This window comes from Streptomyces griseoloalbus, assembly GCA_014650015.1.
Classification (GTDB): Bacteria; Actinomycetota; Actinomycetes; order Streptomycetales; family Streptomycetaceae; genus Streptomyces; species Streptomyces griseoloalbus.
Window position 1 is genome coordinate 1 of the sequence record BMUD01000021.1, and the last position, 20,199, is coordinate 20,199.

Sequence of the window (20,199 nt, forward strand, 5' to 3'; positions counted from 1 at the left end):
TGTCGAACGGGACCGGGGTTTTGGCGACGGAGGAGGAGCTGACCTCGCCGGGGTACTGGGCGCGGCACATCCGTCAGGCCGTCCGCTTCCACGACGGTGTGCGTCACCTCGTCGGGTTGGGGGTGACGACGTTCCTGGAGGCAGGGCCCGACGGGGTCCTGGCCGCGATGGCACAGGAGACCCTGGAGGCCGAGGGCCGCGACGACGCACAGGCCCTCACCCTGCTCCGACGCGACCACCCCGAGGCCGAGACCCTCGTCAAGGCGCTCGGCACACTGCACAGCCGCGGCGTCCGCGTGGACTGGGAGGCGTTCTTCGAGGGCACCGGCGCCCGCCGCGTCCCCCTGCCGACCTACGCCTTCCAGCACGAGCGGTACTGGCTGCAGCCCACGGCACCGGAGGACGGGGGAACCGGCCCGGACGCGACCGGGCACCCGCTGCTCGGTACCGCCGTACCGGTCGCGGGCACCGGCCAGACGGTGTTCACCAGCCGCCTCTCCCGGCGCACCCACGGATGGATCGACGACCACACGGTCCTCGGCACCGCGGTGCTGCCCGCCTCCGCACTCGTCGAGGCCGCGGTCAGAGCGGCCGACGAGGTCGGCGCGGGCCACCTGGAGAGCCTCACCGTGCACCGGCCGCTGGTCCTGCCCGACCACGGCACCGCCCGGCTCCAGACCGTCGTCGGCGCGCCCGACGAGACCGGGCGGCGCCCCTTCACCGTCCACGTCGTGGCCGACGGCACGGAGCCCGACCGGGCCGCGCACGCCGAGGGCGTTCTCGGCCCCCCCACCGACCCGGCGCCCGCGACCGTCCCCGACGGCCTGTCGGACGCCGGCGAAGCACACCTGGACGAGGGCCTCCTGCCGGACGCCGCGGCCCACGGTCTGCACCCCGCGCTCCTGGAGCGGGCCGTGCGCGGCATCGCGGGCGAACCCCCCGCCGGCACCATCCGGGTCCCGGCCGCCTGGCAGGGCGTCCGGCTGCACGCGACGGGCGCCTCGGTGGTCCGCGTCCGGGTCGCGCCGGCCGACGGCGACGCCGTCTCCGTGCAGCTGACGGACGCGGCCGGGCAGCCGGTCCTCACCGTCGACAGGCTCGCCTTCGAGGACCTGCCGGAGGACCGGTTCGCGCCGGCCGACGGCGCGCACCAGCCGCTCCTCCACCTCCGGTGGACGCCGCTCACCACCGCCGCCCCCGGCGCACCGGTGCGCTGGGCCGTACTGGGCGCGTCGCAGACCGGCCTGGACGCCGAGCGGTACGCGACCCTGACCGACCTCGGCGACGCCGTCGCGGCGGGCACAGCGGTCGACGCCGTACTCGCCGAGCCCGGCCCGGACCGCACCGGGGACGCCGCGGACACCATGGACGTGGTCGGTTCGACGCACCGCGCCGCCCTGGAGACCCTCGACCTGGTCCAGCGGTGGCTCGCCGACGAACGGCTCACGGACACCCGACTGGTGGTGCTCACCCGAGGTGGTACCGCCGCCGTCCCCCAGGAACCCGCCGACCCCGCGGCCGCCGCGGTCTGGGGCCTGGTGCGCTCCGCCCAGGCGGAGGCACCCGAGCGGATCGTCCTCGTCGACGCCGCCGCGGACGGCGCACCGTCCGGTGAACTCCTGAACGCGCTGCTCTCCTCCGGCGAGCCGCAGGCGGCCCTGCGCGACGACACGGTCCTGCTGCCCAGGCTGCACCGCACCGGGCCGCAGGACCCGGAGGCCCGGACGGCGGGGCACGCCCCGGCGGACGCCGCCACCACCGGCGACGCCCCCACCATCGGAGCGCAGGGCACCGTCCTCGTCACGGGCGCGGGCGGCGCCCTGGCCGCACAGATCACCCGGCACCTGGTGACCGCGCACGGGGTGACGCGGCTGCTCCTGCTCGACCGGCGTGACGAAGAGTCCTGGTACGACCCGAAACTCCCCGCCCATCTGCGGGAGTCGGGCGCGGAGGCCACCGTGGTCCAGTGCGACGCGGCCGACCGGGACGCCCTCGCGGCAGTCCTGGCCGGCGTTCCCGAGGAGCACCCGCCGGCGGCGGTCGTGCACCTCGCCGGGATCGTCCGCAACGCCCTGCTGCCCACGCTGACCCCGGACGAGCTGACGGCCGTACTGCGGGCCCAGGCGGACGCCGCCTGGCACCTGCACGACCTGACCCGGGACCGGGACCTGTCGGCGTTCGTGCTCTTCTCGTCCCACACCGGCGTCATCGGCGGACCCGGACAGGCCAACTACGCGGCGGCCGGCGCCTTCCTCGACGGCCTCGCACAGCACCGGGCGGCCCACGGACTGCCCGCCACCTCCGTGGCATGGGGTCTGTGGGACATCGACGGCGACATCAACGCGGACCTCGACGAGCGGGACCGCAACCGGTTCCTGCGCGAGGGCTTCCGGCAGGTGACACCGGACGAGGGCACGCGGCTCCTGGACGCCGCGCTGCGCATGGACGCCCCCGCGCTGGTGGCCCTGCCCGTGGAACCCGCGGTCATGCGGGCCAACGGCCTGGTGCCCGCCGTACTGAGCACCCTCGCCGGAGTGGTCAACCGGCGCGGTGCCACGGCCGCCGGCCCCGCGGACGGCGGGCTGGCCGGCCGGCTCGCCGGCCTCGACGCCGAGGAGCGCCGGGAGGCCGTCCTCGCTCTCGTGCGGACCGAGGTGGCCGCCGTCCTCGGACACGCCGAACCCGGCGCCGTCGAGGCCGACCGCGCCTTCCAGGAGATGGGCTTCGACTCCATGACCGCCGTCGAGCTGCGCAACCGGCTCGGCGAGCGGGCGGGCGTGCGGTTGCCGGCCACGCTGGCCTTCGACCACCCCTCGCCCGCCGCGCTCACCGCCCACCTCCTGGAACTCCTCACCCCCGAGGACGCGGCCGGCCGGCCCCCGGCCCTCAGCGCCCTGGACACCCTGGAAGCCGCGCTCGCCGACGGCCCGGCGGACGACCCGGGACGTGAGGAACTCGTCGTACGCCTCCAGATGCTCGTGTCCCGCCTCACCGCCGGCGCGGACTCGCAGGAGGACATGACGAGCCGGATCGAGGCGGCCTCGGCCGAGGAGATCTTCGCGATGATCGACACCGAGCTCGACGGCATCGGCGACCCCACCCACTGAGTACGGGCCGGCCCGGGCGGACACCGAACCACCCGGGCCGGCCCCGAACCGCAGCGCGCTTTCCCCCCATCCGCCGGACGATCCAAGGAGATCCGAGGTTCGCATGTCCAACGAAGAGAAGCTGCTCGCCTACCTCAAGAAGGTGACGGGCGACCTCCAGAAGGCGCGCCGGCGCGTGACCGAGCTCGAGTCCGGCAGGGACGAGCCCATCGCGATCGTCGGCATGGCCTGCCGCTACCCGGGCGTCTCCTCCCCGGACGAGCTGTGGCAGCTCGTCATGGACGAGCGGGACACCATCACCGACTTCCCCGCCGACCGGGGCTGGGACCTCGACAACCTCTACGACCCCGACCCCACCAAGCCCGGCCGGACCTACGTCAGGCAGGCCGGCTTCGTCGACGACGCCACCCGTTTCGACGCCGCGTTCTTCGGCATCTCCCCCCGCGAGGCCCTGGCGATGGACCCGCAGCAGCGGATCCTGCTGGAGACCGCCTGGGAGGCCCTGGAAGACGCGGGCATCGACCCGGCCACCCTGAAGGGCTCCAAGACAGGGGTCTTCACCGGGCTCGTCGAACAGAGCTACCTCGGCCTCGACACCCCCGGCGAGTTCGACGGCTACCTGATGACCAGCAAGCTCAGCAGCATGGGGTCGGGACGCATCGCGTACACCCTCGGCCTCGAAGGCCCCGCGGTCTCCATCGACACCGCCTGCTCGTCCTCGCTCGTCGCCCTGCACCTCGCCGTCCAGTCGCTGCGCTCGGGGGAGTCCACCCTGGCCCTCGCGGGAGCCTCGTACGTGGCGGCGACCCCCGGCGGACACATCGACTTCTCCCAGCAGCGCGGACTGGCCCAGGACGGCCGGTGCAAGCCGTTCGCCGCCTCCGCGGACGGCATCGGCTGGTCCGAGGGGGTCGGCCTCCTCGTCGTGGAGCGGCTGTCCGACGCCCGGCGCAACGGCCACGACGTCCTCGCCGTGGTGCGGGGCATCGCCGTCAACCAGGACGGCGCGAGCAACGGCCTCACCGCGCCCAACGGCCCGTCACAGGAGCGGGTGATCCGCCAGGCCCTGCGAAACGCCCGGCTGAACGCCACCGAGGTCGACGCCGTCGAGGCGCACGGCACCGGCACCACGCTCGGCGACCCGATCGAGGCCCAGGCGCTGCTCACCACCTACGGGCAGGAGCACACCGACGAACAACCCCTGTGGCTGGGCTCCCTGAAGTCCAACATCGGACACGCACAGGCCGCCGCCGGCGTCGGCGGCATCATCAAGACCGTCCAGGCGCTGCGGCACGGCATCCTGCCGAGGTCGCTTCACGCCGAGAACCCCACCCCGGTCGTCGACTGGTCGGCCGGCGCCGTACGCCTGCTCACCGAGGCACGGCCCTGGCCCGAGACCGGCCGCCCGCGCCGCGCCGGTGTCTCCGCCTTCGGCGCGAGCGGCACCAACGCCCACGTCATCCTGGAGCAGGCGCCGCCCCCCGAGCCCGCCGAGCCGGCCGGACAGGACACCGACGGCACGCCCGCCGCCACCGTCACCCCCACCCCGGCCGTCCCGTGGGTCCTGTCGGCGAAGTCCCCCGAGGCGCTGCGCGCCCAGGCCGGACGGCTCCTCGCGCACACGGAGCGGCACCCCGCGACCGACCCGCTGGACATCGCGTACTCCCTGGCCACCACCCGTTCGACGTTCCCCCACCGGGCAGGCGTCATCGGGGCGGACCTCGGCGAACTGCGCGAGGGCCTGCGCGCGCTGCGCGACGGCGAGCCGTCGCCGCACGTCGTACAGGGCAACGCCGTCGACGGCGGCAAGACGGTCTTCGTCTTCCCCGGACAGGGCGGCCAGTGGGACCGCATGGCCATCGAACTCCTCGACTCCTCCGAGGTGTTCGCCGCGACGATCCGCGCCTGTGAAAAGGCCCTCGCCCCGTACGTCGACTGGTCCCTGGAGGACGTCCTGCGCCATGCCGACGGCGCGCCCTCCCTCGACCGTGTCGACGTCCTGCAGCCCGCCTCCTTCGCCGTGGCCGTCTCCCTGGCCGCGCTGTGGCGCTCGTACGGCGTGCAGCCGGACACCGTCGTCGGCTCCTCGCAGGGCGAGGTCGCCGCCGCCTACGTCGCCGGAGCGCTCACCCTGGAGGACGCGGCCCGCGTGGCCGCCCTGCGCAGCCAGGTGGCGCACGTGCTGCACGGCCGCGGCAGCATCGCCTCCGTGGCCCTCGGCCGCGAGGAACTCGCCGCCCGCCTCGAAGCGGAGGGCTGGGGCGAGCGCCTGTCCATAGCCGTCGTCAACGGACCCCGGTCGACCGTGGTCTCCGGGGACGGGGAGGCCCTCGAAGCGTTCGTCGCCCGGTGCAAGGAGGACGGCATACGGGCCCGGAGTTTCTCCGCCGCCTTCGCCTCGCACTCGGCCCAGGTGGAGGAGATCCGCGACCGCCTCGTCGAGGCCCTGGCGCCCATCCGCCCCCGCGAGGGCACCGCGCAGTTCTACTCGACGGTGACCTCCGGCCCGCTGGACACCACCACGCTGGACGCCGAGTACTGGTACCAGAACCTGCGCCGGCCGGTGGAGTTCGAGGCCACCGCCCGCGCCCTCGTCGACAGCGGCCACAACACCTTCGTCGAGGTCGGCCCGCACCCGGTGCTCGGCCCGGTTCTGGAGGAGAGCTACGAGCGGGCCGTCGTGGTCGGCACGCTCCGCCGCGACGACGGCGGCCTGGACCGGTTCCTGACCTCCCTCGGCGCGCTCCACACCCGTGGCGGCCGCGTCGACTGGCAGACGGTCTTCACCGGCCACGACGTCCGCGCGGTCCGGCTGCCCACGTACGCCTTCCAGCGCGAGCGCTACTGGTACGCCGCGACCGGCGTCGACGTCACCCGGCTCGGCCTCGCTCCCGCGGAGCATCCGCTGCTCGGCGCGGCCGTCACCGTGGCCGGAGCCGGTCAGACCCTGTTCACCAGCCGCATCTCCGCCCACACCCACTCCTGGCTCACCGACAGCACCGTCCACGGTGCCGCCGTGCTGCCGCCGTCGGCCCTCGCCGAGCTGGCCGTGCGCGCCGGTGACGAGGTCGGCCTGACCGCCGTCGACGAGCTGGTACTCCACGAGCCCCTGGTCCTCGCCACCGGCGACGGCACCCAGGTCCAGGTCGTCGTGGATGCCGCCGACCCCGGCGACACCACGGCCGCACGCCCGTTCGCCGTGCACGCCCGCCCGGACAGCGGGGACGTTCCCTGGACCCGCGTCGCCACCGGCCGCCTCAGCCTGCGCGCCCCGGGGGCCACCGCCGACCTCTCCCAGTGGCCGCCCGCCGGCGCCGCACCCGTCGACCCGGCGGAGGCGCAGGACCGGCTCGCGGCGGACGGCATCGCCACCGGCCCCGCCTTCCAGGGCCTGACCGGCCTGTGGCGCGACGGCGACGCACTCCTCGCCGAGGTCCGCATTCCGGACCAACTACGCGCACAGGCACCCGAGTTCGCTTTGCACCCGGCCCTGCTTGAGGCGGCCCTCCACACGCTGCCGCTCGCCCTCGGCACCCCGGCGGGCGCCGGGGCACGGCTGGCCACCCACTGGAGCGGCTACCAGCTCTACGCCGGCGGGGCGACCTCGCTGCGCGTCCGGTTCACCCCGGACGGCGACGCCGTGCGCGTCGACATCGCCGACCAGACGGGACGGCCGATCGGCACGATCGCCTCGCTGACCCCGAGTGCCGTCGGCGCCGCCGCCGTCGGCGCCGGCGGTGCCCGCAGCCACGACTCCCTGCTTCGCGTGGACTGGCGGCACCTCGGCCTCACCGCGCCCGAGCGGCCCGCCGCCCTGGCACAGCTGGGAACCGACCTGTTCGACGCCGTCCAGCTCGCCGACGTGGCCGCGGCGGCCAAGGCCGTGGACGCGGGCGCCGTCTTCGACGCCGTCCTGACCCGGCACACCCCGGCCCGCGACGGTCAGGGCATCGCCTCCGTGTACGCGGCCACCCACCACGCCCTCGGGACCGTCCAGGAGTGGCTGGCCGACAACCGCCTGGAGGACGTCCCGCTCGTCTGGGTCACGCGCGGCGCCGTGGCGGCCGGCCCCGAGGACGTCACGGACCTCGGCGCGGCCGCCGTCTGGGGACTGCTGCGGACCGCCCAGTCGGAGTCGCCGGGCCGGTTCGTGCTCGTCGACCTCGACGACGACCCGGCCTCCCTCGCCGCCCTGCCCGCCCTGGTGCGCTCCGGCCAGGCCCAGGCCGCGCTCCGGCAGGGCCGGGCCCTCGTCCCCCGCGTCACGCGGGTCGGCGCCCCGGCACCCGGCGCCACGCCCGGCGGCAGCTGGAACCCCGCCGGCACCGTCCTCATCACCGGCGGCACCGGCACCCTCGGCGCCCTGTTCGCCCACCACCTGGTCACCGCACACGGGGTGCGCCATCTGCTGCTCACCAGCCGCAGCGGCCCCGCCGCGCCCGGCGCCGACGAACTGCGGGAGTCCCTCACGGCACTGGGCGCCGAGGTGACCGTCGCCGCCTGCGACACCGCCGACCGCGCCGCACTGGAGGAACTGCTCGCCGGACTGCCCGCCGACCGGCCGCTGACCGGCGTGGTCCACGCCGCCGGTGTGCTCGACGACGGTCTCATCACCGCACAGACCCCCGAGCGGCTCGACGCGGTCCTGCGGCCCAAGGTCGACGCCGCCTGGCACCTGCACGAACTCACCCGCGACCTGGACCTGTCCGCGTTCGTCCTCTTCTCGTCGCTCGCCGGCGTGATCGGCGGCGCCGGCCAGTCCACCTACGCCGCCGCCAACTCCTTCCTGGACGCCCTGGCCCAACACCGCAGCGCCCACGGCCTGCCCGCGACCTCCGTCGCCTGGGGCCTGTGGGAGCAGCTCGGTGCGATGGCCGCCAACCTCGACACCGCCGACATCGACCGCATCGTCCGGGCCGGCTTCCGGCTCGTCGAGTCCGACGCGGGACCGGGCATGCTCGACACCGCCATGGCCCTGGGCGACCCCGCCCTGGTCGGCGTGCCCGTGGACGTGGAGGCGCTGCGCGAGCAGCGGACCTCGGCGCCCCTGGTCTTCCAGTCACTGGCGCGCACACCGGTGCGCCGCACGGTCAGCGAGTCGGCGCTGGGCGCCGGGAGCCTGGCCGCTCTGCTCGAGGGCAAGGAGGAGGCGGAACAGCTCCGCATCGTCCTCGACCTGGTCCGCGCCGAGGTGGCGGCCGTCCTCGGTCACTTCGACCCCTCCGGAATCCGGCCCGACCAGGCCTTCCCCGAGCTCGGTTTCGACTCCCTGACCTCCGTCGAACTGCGCAACCGGCTCGGCGCGGCGGCCGGCACCCGGCTCCCGGCCAGCCTCGTCTTCGACCACCCCTCGCCCGCCGCACTCGCGGGGTACCTGCACGCCGAGTTCGCCGGCGGAGAGCAGGGCGGGGCCGAGCCGCGCGTGGACTTCGCCGCCGAGATCCGGCTCGCCGACGACATCCGCCCGGCCGACGAGGTCCACCTGGTGGCGGAGGACCCCGAGGACGCGCTGCTCACCGGCGTCACGGGCTTCCTCGGCGCGTTCGTGCTGCGCGACCTGATGCGCACGACACGGGCCCGGGTGCACGTGCTGGTGCGCGCCGCCGACCAGGCCGAGGCCCTGGAGCGGGTGCGGGCCAACCTGGAGTGGTACCGCCTCTGGGACGACATCGACCCCGGCCGTCTGCGTGTCGTCGTCGGCGACCTCGCCGCGCCCCGGCTCGGTCTGACCGAGGAGGAGTTCGACGCGCTGGCCCGCACCGTCGACGTGGTCTACCACCCCGGCGCCTCGGTCAACTGGATCCACCCGTACGCGACGGTCAGGGCCGCCAACGTCCTCGGCACCGAGGAACTGCTGCGGCTCGCCGCCCGGCACCGCACCGTCCCGCTGCACTACGTGTCGACCACCGGTGTCTTCGCGGGCCCGGTGACCCGGGGCGTGCCGCTGAAGGTGACCGACCCGGCGGGGCCGGGCGAGGTGCTGCCCAACGGCTACACCCAGAGCAAGTGGGTCACGGAGCAGATCATCGGCATCGCCCGTGAACGCGGCCTGCCGGTGAACGTCTACCGGGTCGACCAGATCGCCGGCGACCAGGTCAACGGGGCCTGCCAGACCCGTGACTTCGTGTGGCTGACCATCAAGGGCATGCTCCAGGCCGGTGCGGCTCCGGCCGAACTTCCCGGTGTCTTCCGGCTGATGCCGGTCGACTACGCGAGCGCCGCCCTGGTCGCCGTCTCCCGGAGCCGGACCGCCGCGGGCGGCACCTACCACCTCTGCAACGAGAGCCATGTGACGTTCGCCGAAGTGGTGGCCTACCTGCGCGCGTACGGCTACCCGCTGGACGAGCTCGACCGGAAGACATGGTTCGAGCTGGTGCAGGCCGACCCGGAGAACTCCGCCGCACCGCTGCTCGACGCGGTGGAACTGCTCGTCGCGGACAGCGAGTCCTTCTACCCGGCCATCGCCACCACCGAGACCGTCGCCGCGCTCGACGGGACCGGCATCGCCTGCCCGCCGGTCACCGGCGAACTGTTCCGGAAGTACGTCGAGTTCTTCGCGGACACGGGGTACTTCCCCGCCCCGCAGGAGAGCGGAGCCGGAGCGGGCGCCTCCCGGTGAGCACACCGCCGCGGCCCCAACCGTGTTCCTCAGATGTTCGTGCCGTACGGGTTGTCGATGACGTACAGCCAGTCGTCAGCCCGTCGGCGCAGCACGTCGAGAGCGGTGCCCGAGTGACGCTCGGGTCCGCCCTCGACCGTGTCCACCTCGATCGACCAGTCCACGACCAGCAGCGCGGTGTCGGGCGTCACGTAGGACTCCAGCACCCGCGCCGTCATGACGGGCCCCAGCGCCAGCACCTCCGCCCGTCCCTTCGTCCGTTCCGGCCCGGAAAGGACACTGCCGTCCTCCTGGACGGAGATGGCGTCAACGGCGAAAAGCCGGTCGAGAGTGGCGACATCTCCACTGTTGAAGGCACTGACGGCGAGTTCCGCCCGTGTCAGGACCTGTTGGTTCAGATCTTCGTTGATGGCCGTCATGGCGTGATCACTCCTCGGTCGTCCGGGCCGGTCGGAAAAGCACGCGAAAGGGCCCGAAAGGCCCACGCGTTCCGGGCGTGAGCCTGCCATCTCCCGGTCATCGCCAGGCAACAAGCCGCCTCGCCGCGACGGTTACTCCGTGGTGAGAGACAGCGGAAGGCGGCCCCCTACGCTTTTCCCATGCTTCTTCGGAGGGTTTCGGAATGAGTCCTGTGTCAGTGAACGAAGTTGTTGACCGAATGCCGGTGGAACCGGCGTCGATGCGGTCGGCAATGGCGCGCTTCGCGACCGGCGTCATCGTGCTGAGCGTCGGCGGCGAGAACATTCACGGAATGACCGCCAACGCGTTCAGTTCGGTATCCCTGGAGCCGCCGAAAGTCCTGTGCTGCGTGGCCCACAGTGCCGTCATGCACAAGGCGATCACCTCGGCACACGGGTTCGGCGTCTCGATCCTGGGCGCCGGACAGGAACAAGTCGCCCGCCACTTCGCCGACAAGGCCAGGCCGCTGGGTCCCGAGCAGTTCCACGGGTTCGACTTCGAGCCCGGGGCCCGCACGGGGGCGCCGCTCCTGCACGGCGCGGTCGGCTGGCTGGAGTGCGAACTGTCCGAGGCGTACGACTCGGGCGACCACTCGATCTTCATCGGTGACGTGGTCCACGCCGCCACGGCGCAGGACTCGTCAGGGCTGCTCTTCTTCAACGGCGGTTTCCGGCAGCTCGGAGCCGCCCCCGAATGACAGGGGGGACCATGTCCGCAGGAACGAGCACACAGAAGCCGGCCTGGCCTGTGGAGCCTCTGGTCGGGCCCTGGTTCATCGAGGCACTGAACGAGGGCCTGGCCCGGTCGGTGACGCGGCTCACCCGGCCCGCGCCTGCCCGGCAGCACGGCGCCCCGCAACCGCACGGCACCCTCGCCGGCCCCGACTCCGCCCACGGCCTTCCCGATCCCCGCGGCGTGTCCTTCACCGACCGGCACGACTTCGACGACCCCTTCACCGCCAAGGTGATGGCCGCGTACGCGGAGGCACTCGACACCGTGCTCGGCCGCGCCGAGCGCGAGGACCCCCGGCTGCGGCGGGCGCTGCTGTGCCACGGGGCTCACACGCTCGCGGAGGCGTCCGGCCGGGTCTGCCGGACGCGGGACGGCGGCGAGTGCCCCCGGGAGCGTCCGCTGGAACCGGAGCGGGCGGCGGAGATGGGGACGCTGCTCATGGAGTGCGCCGCGCTCGTGGCGCTCGGCGACGGGACGCCGCGGCCGGGATCCCGGGCCGCCGACCTCATCAGGGACCTGGGGGCCTCGGTGCGCCGGACTCCGGCACCGGCCCGGACCCGCCGCGACGTGTCGCAATCACCCGTTTCGACAAAAGTTCACAACAGGAACATCAAGTCCTGACAGGATCTTCCCATGGGCATAGGTCTTCTTACCGGGAAAGTCGTCCTCGTCACCGGGGCGAGCAGTGGTATCGGAGCGGCGGCGGCCAGGGTGTTCGCGCAGGAGGGCGCGGCGGTCCTCCTGGTCGCCCGCAGACGGGATCGGCTGGCCGCGCTCGTCGAAGAGCTGCGCGCCGAGGCGGCCGAGGCGGAGTACGTGGTCGCCGACGTCACCTCGCCCGAGGAGGCCGCCATGGCGGTGAAGTCGGCCGTCGGTAGGTTCGGACGGCTCGACGGGGCGTTCAACAACGCCGGCGTCGGAGGCGACCGCACCCCCCTGCACCAGATGGACAACGAGACCTACGACACCATCATGGACACCAACGTGCGTGGCGTCTTCAACTGTTTACGCGCGGAGATCGCCGCGATGCTGGAGCACGGTGGCGCGATCGTCAACAACAGCAGCGTCGGAGGGCTCGTCGCCATCCCCACCGCCGCGCCGTACATCGCCTCCAAGCACGCTGTCGTGGGCCTCACCCGGGCAGCCGCCGACGAGTACGCCCAGCAGGGCATCAGGGTCAACGCCGTGGCGCCCGGCACCACCCGCAGCGAGATCACCACGGACTGGTTCGCCCGCAACCCCGGACTGGAGGCCATGGTCAACTCCATGACCCCCCAGGGCCGTACGGCGGAACCGGAGGAGATAGCCGCGGCCGCGGCCTGGCTGCTCAGCGACCGCTGCCCCTTTCTGACCGGCACGGTCCTGCCGGTGGACGGCGGCTTCGTCAACCAGTGAGAACCGGTGCGGCCAGGGGCGGATTACTCCGCCGTTACCGCCGCCGCACGGCGCCCGGATAGATTCGCAAGCCACATAGAGGCACGTGGGGTGCCCTGTTCGGTACGGCTCCTTCGCCGGGCCGGGCCGAACCGCCGGAGCGGTGGTGCCGTACCGGCGCGGGGCCCCTTCTCCCCCGACCACGAGAGGGCAGGACACCCATGTCGAAGCAGTCGCTCACCCTTGTCGGACTCGGCCCGATGGGCAGTGCGATGGCCGACGCGTACCTCGCCAAGGGTTACGAGGTGACCGTGTGGAACAGGACGGCGAGCAAGGCCGAGCCCCTCGTGGCCAAGGGGGCCGTCCTCGCACCCACGGTCGCCGACGCCCTCGCCGCCCACGAACTCGTCCTGCTCAGCCTGACGGACCACCAGGCGATGTACGCCATCCTCGGCCAGGCCACCGAGGCACTCGAGGGCAGGACCGTCGTGAACCTCAGCTCGGACACGCCCGCCAAGTCCCGCGAGGCCGCCGACTGGGTGAACGGGCACGGCGCGGCGTACCTGACGGGCGGGGTGACGGTGCCGCCCCACCGCATCGCCGGCCCGGGCGCGCTCACCTTCTACAGCGGCCCTCGCGAGGTCTTCGAGGAGCACCGCGCCACGCTCGAGGTGATCTCCGCCGCGGACCACCGTGGTGAGGACCAGGGACTGGCCGCCCTCTACTACCAGCTCCAGCTCGACATCTTCTGGACGTCCCTGTTCTCCTGGCTGCACGCCGTCGCGGTCGCGAAGGCCAACGGCATCTCGGCTGCCGACCTGCTGCCCTACGCCTCCGGCACCCTCGCCTCGATGCCGGACTTCCTGGGCTTCTACACCCCCCGGCTGGACGAGGGGAACTTCGCCGGCGACGTGGAGCGGCTCTCCATGGGGCTGGCGAGCATCGAGCACGTCGTGGAGACCGGACTCGACAGCGGTGTCGACTCCTCGCTGCCCACCGCGGTGCTGGAACTCCTCCGGCGCGGCTTCGACGCCGGCCGGGCCGAGGACAGTGCCACGAGCATCGTCGAACTCCTCAAGCAGGCCTCCGCGTAGGCGGTCCGCCACTCCGCGTCCGCCCGGCCGGCCGCCCGTGAACCGCGGGCGGCCGGCCGGGCCGTTTTTTCCCTCTCACGCGCCCGCGCCGTTCGACCACCGCACATTCCGGGGGAACCGGCTGTCCATGCACCGGCGCCCGATCGGATTACCAGAGCATGACACGCCGAGGATACGTTCCTGCGGGGCCATGAAGTTCACGACCGGCGCTGAGCCACGGGAACAGAAGCCAACAAGGGAGGGTGAGTGGGATGACTGCTGCCGATGCGCACCATCTGGCGGTGCTCGAAGCGGTGCGGAGCATTGCCCCGATACTCAGGGAGAACGCCCGGTCCGCCGAGAAGGCGGGCTGGATACCGGACGAGAACGTCGAACTCCTCGAAAAGGCCGGGGTCTTCGGTATCGCCGTGCCCGAGAGGTTCGGCGGTACGGACCTTCCGGCCGCCCAGCAGTTACCGGTCCTGGAGGAGGTGGCCAAGGCCTGCGGTTCCACCGGCTGGGTCACCGCGGTCTGGGTGACCACGGCGTGGATGGCGAGTCTCTACCCCGACAAGGCCCAAGAGGAGATCTTCGCGGGCGGCCGGGTGCGCGTCTCCGGAGGCTTCACGCCCTCCGGGACGCTGGTGCCGACCGAGGGCGGTTACCTCCTGACCGGCGAGTGGCGGTTCAACAGCGGTGTCCGCGCCGCCGACTGGAACGTCTGCTCGGCGCTCGTCGAGCACGGGGACGGCCGGGTCGAGGACCTGTACCCGCTGGTCCCGACCTCGGACCTGGTCATCGGAGACGACTGGGACGTCTTCGGCGCGGCCGGCACCGGCAGTGTCACCTCGACCGCCGACGGCGTCTTCGTCCCCGCGCACCGCGTGGTCGGCGCCGAGGCGTACGACGCGGCCACCCGCGGCCGGTGGAACGAGGACCTCAGGAGCCGCAACTACCACCTGCTCAGCTACGTGCTGACCCAGTGCACCGCCGTCTACACCGGCCTGGCCCGGGCAGCCCTCGACGTCTTCGTGGAGAAGCTCCCGGGCAAGGGCATCGCGTACTCGAACTGGACCGAGCAGATCAAGCATCCGCACATCCACCATCAGGTGGCGGTGGCCGCCAACAAGATCGCGGCGGCGGAGGGCCTGCAACGCTCCTTGCTGGAGCTGGTGCAGGAACGCGCCGACCAGGGCCGCCGCCTGACGGTGGCGGAGAAGGCGACGATCCGCGGGCACATCGCCTACATCGTGCAGACGTCGAAGGAGGCCGTCGACACCCTCTACACCCTGAGCCCGGCCTCCGTCATCGTGCGCAGCGGAGACCTCCAGCGCATCGAACGGGACATCCTGGCCCTGTCGGTGCACGGCCTGTTCGCCCCCCTCGCCTCCCTGGAGGTCCAGGGGCGCCTGCTGCTCGGCCTGGAGCCCGACAACGACTACCTCTGATCCGCCGGACCGGGCGGATCCCGGGGCCCCACGCACGGCGCCCCGCCCCGTACGCACTCGACGTGCCGTACGGGGCGGGGCGCTCGGGCGTTGCGGGGGAGTGTGGGCGTTCGCAGCGCCGTTACGACGGCTGCTTGTCCCACACGCCCGTGGCCGCCGTCTCGCGCACGTAGTCGGCGAAGTCGCGCGGCGCCCGGCCCAGGATGCGTTCCACGGCGTCCGTGAGGTAGCCGTTGGCACCGCTGTGCACCTGGGCGAAGAGACTCGACTCCATTCGGGCGAACTCCTCCGTGTCCATGTACCGGTACGGCTCGGGCACACCCGCGGCCCGCATCTCGGCGGCGAACTCCTCGGCGGACTGCGTGCTGAAGCGGAAGTCGTGCCCGGTGCCGGCGGCTATCTCCGCCACGGCGTCGCCGAAGGTCAGCAGCCGGGGCCCGGTCAGCTCGTAGAGGCGGCCGGTGTGGCCGTCCTCGGTCAGCACCCGCGCGGCCGCCTCGGCCACGTCCTGCGCGTCGACGAACGCCTCCCGGCCGTCTCCGGTGGGCAGGCGGACCTCGCCGGCCACCAGCGGGTGCACCAGCAGCGCCTCACTGAAGTTCTGGAAGAACCAGGCGGGACGCAGGATCGTCCACGGGGCACCGGAGGAGCGCACCGCCACCTCGGCCGGGTAGGCCTCCGGCCAGCCCCGTGCCGACTGGAGGACCACCCGCTCCACGCCCAGGGAGAGGGCCAACTCGCCCAGCGAGCGCAGCCGTACGGCGGCCTCCGGGCTGAACAGGTTCTGCAGGTAGACCACGTACACGGCGCGGGCGCCCTCCAGGGCGGGGGCCCAGGTGGCGGTGTCGAGCCAGTCGAAATGCTGCTCGGAGGAGCGGGACGCCACCCGCACCGGGTGGCCGCCGTCACGCAGGGCCGGTACCAGCCGGCGGCCGACCTTGCCCAGACCACCGAGGACGACGATGGGTCTCTCCGTCAGGTTCTCAGTCATGCGGCTCACTTCACCGGTTCCGCAGGCCCGGAGCAAGGGGGTCCCGCACCCCACTACGTACCCGGTGACCAGCGGATTCACCCCTCTGGACGGCCAATGGCGGGCCAGTGGACGGGCGATGGCCACCGCGCGGCCGGGTCTCGCGATCCGGCCCCGTCTCGCGATCCTGTCCCTCTCCCTCAGTCGGTCGGCTCGGGCCGGCGGACGCCCTCGACCGTGGCGGTGTAGCTGGCGTCGGCGTGACCCAGGGCGCGTGCGCGGTGCTCGACGGACGACACGGCGCGCAGCACGCTCGTGTCGAGCCCTCGCAGCTGAGCCGCCTCGATGATGTCGTCGACCGTGGAGCACCGCATCGTGAGCAGTTCGCCCCCGCCCGGGTAGGCCCCCTCGTCGATCTCGCGGGCCGTGTCCGGCGCGAGCAGCGCGACCGTGTCGAGCATCACCTTCAGGTAGGGGGCGAAGTCCCGCACCTTCACGCCGTCCGCTTCGGCCAGGGCGAAGCTGTGCATCATCCCCGACATGCTGGTCCAGAAGAAGTCGAGCAGGGACATGTCGTACAGGGCGGCGAAGCCGGGGTCCTCGCCGACGTGGACCACGCGGCCGCCCAGGGCTTCGAAGGTCACGCGGTGGCGGTCGTAGGCGTCCCTGGAACCGCTGAGGAAGACCAGCGAGTCCGGGGTCGCGATGAAGTTCGGACCGATCATGATGGCACCGTCGAGGTAGTCGACGCCCTGCTTCGCCGCCCACTCGGCCGCGGTGCGGGACCGCTCCGCCGTGCTGGTGGAGACGTTGAGCAGCACCCGGCCCTCGAAGTCGGCGGTGTCGACCGTGTCGAGCACCGACTGCGCCGCGTCGTAGTCGGCCACGCTGACCACGACCAGGTCGCCCGCGCGCACCGCCTCGGCGGCGGTGTCCGCCCACCGCGCGCCCGCGGCGACCAGGTCGTCCGCCTTGCCCCGGGAGCGGTTCCAGACGGTGGTGGGATGACCCGCCCGTGAGAAGGCGCCGGCCAGGGCACGGCCCATGGGACCCAGGCCGAGCACGGTGACCGGCAGTTTCTGGATGTCCGGTTCATTTGTCATGTCAGGCAGCATCTGTGCTTCTGAGCGTCGTCACAAGAGCCCTCGGTCAAAACGCGCTCAAAGCGCTCTCAAAATCGCATGTCGGAGGTCGGGAAATAGACAGGAAGAGAGTGCTCGGCATCTCTCGATTACCGTGGAGTGGGTGTACCCCGGGAAATGATTTCGGCCTCCAGGAACGGATCCTGGAGGCCGAAATGGTTCACCTGACGGGCGGCGGAGTCAGCGACCCCGCACCGTCACTTCTTGTTCTGCTTGAGCAGCTCGATCACGCCGGAGAAGTCGTCGTTCCCGAAGCCGTCGGCGACCCGGCGGTCCATCAGCGACTGGATCGGGTCCAGCAGCTCCGAGCTGACGCCCTGGCTGCGGCTGGCCTCGACGATGTTGCGGAAGCCCACCTGCTGCATGCTGAGTGCCGCCGAGATACCGATGTGGTACTCGTCGTTGTCGATCTGCCGGGCCAGGTTCGCGACCACCCCGGCGATCGAGGTCACGTAGGGGATCAGCAACTCGGTGGAGAACTGCTGGGCGTTGACGCCCTCGGAACGGACCATGGCGATGGCCTGCATGGCGCCACCGAGCATGCCGTACATGCCGGCCAGCAGGGACAGGTCGAGCAGGGACGCAAGACCCGCGTCGGTACCCGCGAAGCGGGCGTCGCCCATGGCGCTGAGGACCGGCTTGTCGCGCTCGAAGGACTCCGTGTTGGAGCCGCTGTAGAGCACGTAGGCGTGGTCGGTGCCGACGATCTGCGGAACGGCCATGATGCCGCCGTCGATGTAGTCGTAACCGAGGTCGGCCGCCCACTTCGCGGTCTCCCGGGCCTGCTCCGGGGTGCCGTTGGTGAGGTTGTAGACCGTGCGGCCCTTCAGGGCGTCGCCCAGCGGGTCCAGGACCTGGTGCACGGAGTCGTAGTCGAGGAGACAGACGATGACCACAGGGCTCGCCTGCGCGGCCTCGGCGGCCGTGGCGGCACGCTCGGCCCCCTGCTCCACCAGGGGGTCGGCCTTGGACGCCGTACGGTTCCAGACGGTCGTGGAGTGACCGGCCTTCAGAAACGCGCCGGCGAGCGCCGCCCCCATCTCTCCCAGACCGATGACAGTAACTGCGGTGTTGCCCGCCATTTCGTGTTCCCTCTCACTTGAAATCAATCGGGTGCCGGGGATGAGTGTTACCGGTGCGCCAGCGGAAATCAAGTGCGTACGGTGGCGTGGCACCTGCCTTTGAGCGAGAGGGAATTTCCCCTCGCGAAAATGACAAACTATGGATCTCTTGCTATTCGCTCGGGTCGGCCGGTGTTATGGGCGTGAGGCGGCCATGAACATGAATGGTTCTTCTCGAGACGTCTTTGACACCCGGCGCCTCCACGCGCCGGTGACCGGTCCGGTTCGCCGGCCCCGGCGGAAGACCGGGCCGACCCCGTCCCGGTGCCGCGGCGGGCGGAACGGGGCCGGCCTGTGCGAGCCGGTGCGGTACCGCGGCCTCCGCCCGCCCGGCAGAGGAGGCCGCGGTCCGGGGGACCGGCGTCAGACGCCGAGGATGCCGGCCATCTGGCCCGCGGCGGTGTTGCCGCTCTCGATGGCGCCGTCCATGTAGCCGTTCCAGCCGTTGGCGATGTCGCTGGTGGCGAACGCCAGTCGGCCCACGGGCTTCTGGACCGCCCGCAGCGGACCCGTCAGGATGCCGGGAGCGCGCACCGCCCAGCCGCCCTGCGAGTACGGGTCCTGGCCCCAGTGCTGGGCCGAGACCGAGACCACCTCGATGCCCGGGATGATCTTCCGCAGTTCGGTCTGCACCGTCGACCGGTTGCCGGCGTTGAACGACGCGGCGTTGCTGAAGCCGATCACGATGTTGCCGTCGGAGCGCTCCTTGAACGGGAACACCGCGGTGATCTTCGAGGAGGAGGCCGCCGGGGACTCCGCGGAGAACCGGCCCAGGTCGGTGCCTCTGACGTGCATCATGAACTTCTGGGCCGTGCGCACGCCGAGGCCCCGGGTGGACAGGTTGGTGAACTCGGAGGGCAGGCCGGGGGTGAACTGGATGCTGTTCCACACGTTCACCGGAACCGCGACCACCACGCCGCGGGCGGTGTAGGTCGTCCCCTTCGCCGTCACCGCGACCTGCGTGCCGTTGACCGCGACGGTGGTCACCGGGCTGTTGAGCTTCACCGTCGCCTTGGACTGGTTGAGAATGGCCTGGACGAGAGCGGTCGAACCCACCGTGGGACGGTAGGTGTTGATGCTCCCGTAGCCCTCGTAGCTGTGGCCGGACAGGGCCCACCAGTGGGCCAGCTCCGTCAGGCCCATGGTCGTGGCCGAACCGGTCAGGTACGAGGTGGCCGGGTCGGCCAGCAGCTCCTCCTCGGCACTGAACCGCATCTGGTTGAGCCGGTCGCGCATGGAGAGGCTGTCCAGGTCACGGATCAGGTCCTCACGGGCGAAGGGGTCGTAGGGGTTGGGGAACCAGTCCCTCGACCCCTCGAACAGGGGCGTGACCACCTGTGACTGGCGTGTGAACAGGTCGAGGGAGTCGAAGGGCTGCCAGTCACCCGTCGTGGTGGTGGGGAAGTAGCTGCGGGTGGGCGGCGCGTCGGCGGTCAGTGCCAGCCCGTGCCTCTGGACCTCCTGCCACACGAGCGGCTGCTTCTCGTCGACCCACGTGCCGCCCATCTCCACCTGCTCACCGGCGAAGGTGGATGTCCACACCCGGCCACCGATGCGGTTGCGGGCCTCCAGCACCAGGACGCTCAGGCCCTTGTCCTTGAGTTGGCGGGCGGCGCTGGCCCCGGCGAAGCCGGCGCCTATGACGATGACGTCGTAGGCGTTGCGGGTCACGGCCTTGGCCGTGCCCGACGTGGCCGCGGCGACCGAGGCGGTCAGCGCGGTCGTACCGGCCGCCTTCAGCAGGAACCGGCGCGACAGCCGGCGAGAGATGCCGGCGGGCGGGTCCTCGGCGTGATGCGACTGGGACGATGCGTTCTCGATGGTCATAGTCTTCCTCGAAGTGGCTGTCCTGAACCGACTGCTTGCGCGGGCCGGTATGGGCCGACACGTGCGACGGCAGTGGTGTGATGCGACGTCCCCCGTGAGACGTCGCGGGATCAGGCAGCCGCGTTCCGGAAGACGGTCCTGACGACCTCAGCCCGGATGTCGAGGCAACAGAGCGCGCGTGCGGTGCGCAGGACAGGGTCGCTGTCCGTGAACTCTGTTGCTCGCTTCCCCCCTTGGGAATCGACGCACCCTCGTCACTTCTCGAGTCACGATGGCCGGCGATGGCGGTACCGCCGGTGTGCGCCGCCTGATGCCCGGAACTGAGGC

The 20,199-nt window shown here is 72.2% G+C and carries 12 protein-coding genes; 7 read left to right on the forward strand and 5 right to left on the reverse strand.

Annotated features, from left to right (window positions below):
* Window positions 1–3,107 (forward strand): type I polyketide synthase (locus IE178_RS26870; protein ID WP_318280263.1); only part of this gene is annotated, 3,107 nt, incomplete at its 5' end.
* Between the two features lie 103 nt (window positions 3,108–3,210).
* Complete coding sequence (locus IE178_RS26875; RefSeq protein ID WP_193514084.1) at window positions 3,211–9,726, forward strand: type I polyketide synthase; 6,516 nt, start codon at window positions 3,211–3,213, stop codon at window positions 9,724–9,726.
* A 29-nt stretch (window positions 9,727–9,755) separates the two neighbouring features.
* Here IE178_RS26875 and IE178_RS26880 read toward each other — a convergent pair whose 3' ends face one another.
* Complete coding sequence (locus tag IE178_RS26880) at window positions 9,756–10,145, reverse strand: YybH family protein (protein WP_193514085.1); 390 nt, start codon at window positions 10,143–10,145, stop codon at window positions 9,756–9,758.
* Window positions 10,146–10,417: 272 nt separating this feature from the next.
* Between IE178_RS26880 and IE178_RS26885 the strand changes: the two genes are divergently transcribed.
* The 5 genes from IE178_RS26885 to IE178_RS26905 all read left to right on the forward strand — a co-directional run bounded on the left by IE178_RS26885 (window position 10,418) and on the right by IE178_RS26905 (window position 14,812).
* Window positions 10,418–10,882 carry a flavin reductase family protein gene (locus tag IE178_RS26885; RefSeq protein ID WP_229876107.1) on the forward strand — a complete coding sequence of 155 codons (465 nt, stop codon included), beginning with the start codon at window positions 10,418–10,420 and terminating at the stop codon, window positions 10,880–10,882.
* An 11-nt stretch (window positions 10,883–10,893) separates the two neighbouring features.
* Window positions 10,894–11,538, forward strand: coding sequence for a hypothetical protein (locus IE178_RS26890; protein WP_193514086.1), 645 nt, complete (start codon window positions 10,894–10,896; stop codon window positions 11,536–11,538).
* 12 nt (window positions 11,539–11,550) lie between these two features.
* Window positions 11,551–12,312, forward strand: coding sequence for an SDR family NAD(P)-dependent oxidoreductase (locus IE178_RS26895; protein WP_193514087.1), 762 nt, complete (start codon window positions 11,551–11,553; stop codon window positions 12,310–12,312).
* Window positions 12,313–12,512: 200 nt separating this feature from the next.
* On the forward strand, window positions 12,513–13,385 hold the full coding sequence (locus tag IE178_RS26900) for an NAD(P)-dependent oxidoreductase (RefSeq protein WP_184765807.1): 873 nt from the start codon (window positions 12,513–12,515) through the stop codon (window positions 13,383–13,385).
* 251 nt (window positions 13,386–13,636) lie between these two features.
* Window positions 13,637–14,812, forward strand: coding sequence for an acyl-CoA dehydrogenase family protein (locus IE178_RS26905; protein ID WP_193514088.1), 1,176 nt, complete (start codon window positions 13,637–13,639; stop codon window positions 14,810–14,812).
* A gap of 121 nt (window positions 14,813–14,933) precedes the next feature.
* Here IE178_RS26905 and IE178_RS26910 read toward each other — a convergent pair whose 3' ends face one another.
* The 4 genes from IE178_RS26910 to IE178_RS26925 form a co-directional block, all read right to left on the reverse strand.
* Window positions 14,934–15,803: an NAD(P)H-binding protein gene (locus IE178_RS26910; RefSeq protein WP_193514089.1), complete on the reverse strand. Its 870-nt coding sequence runs from the start codon at window positions 15,801–15,803 to the stop codon at window positions 14,934–14,936.
* A gap of 179 nt (window positions 15,804–15,982) precedes the next feature.
* Complete coding sequence (locus IE178_RS26915; protein WP_229876109.1) at window positions 15,983–16,885, reverse strand: NAD(P)-dependent oxidoreductase; 903 nt, start codon at window positions 16,883–16,885, stop codon at window positions 15,983–15,985.
* 236 nt (window positions 16,886–17,121) lie between these two features.
* Window positions 17,122–18,006 (reverse strand): NAD(P)-dependent oxidoreductase, encoded by an 885-nt coding sequence (locus tag IE178_RS26920; RefSeq protein WP_193514090.1) that lies wholly within the window; start codon window positions 18,004–18,006, stop codon window positions 17,122–17,124.
* 402 nt (window positions 18,007–18,408) lie between these two features.
* A complete protein-coding gene (locus tag IE178_RS26925; RefSeq protein WP_193514091.1) occupies window positions 18,409–19,872 on the reverse strand; it encodes a flavin monoamine oxidase family protein in 1,464 nt (487 codons plus the stop codon).
* Between the last annotated feature and the right edge of the window lie 327 nt (window positions 19,873–20,199).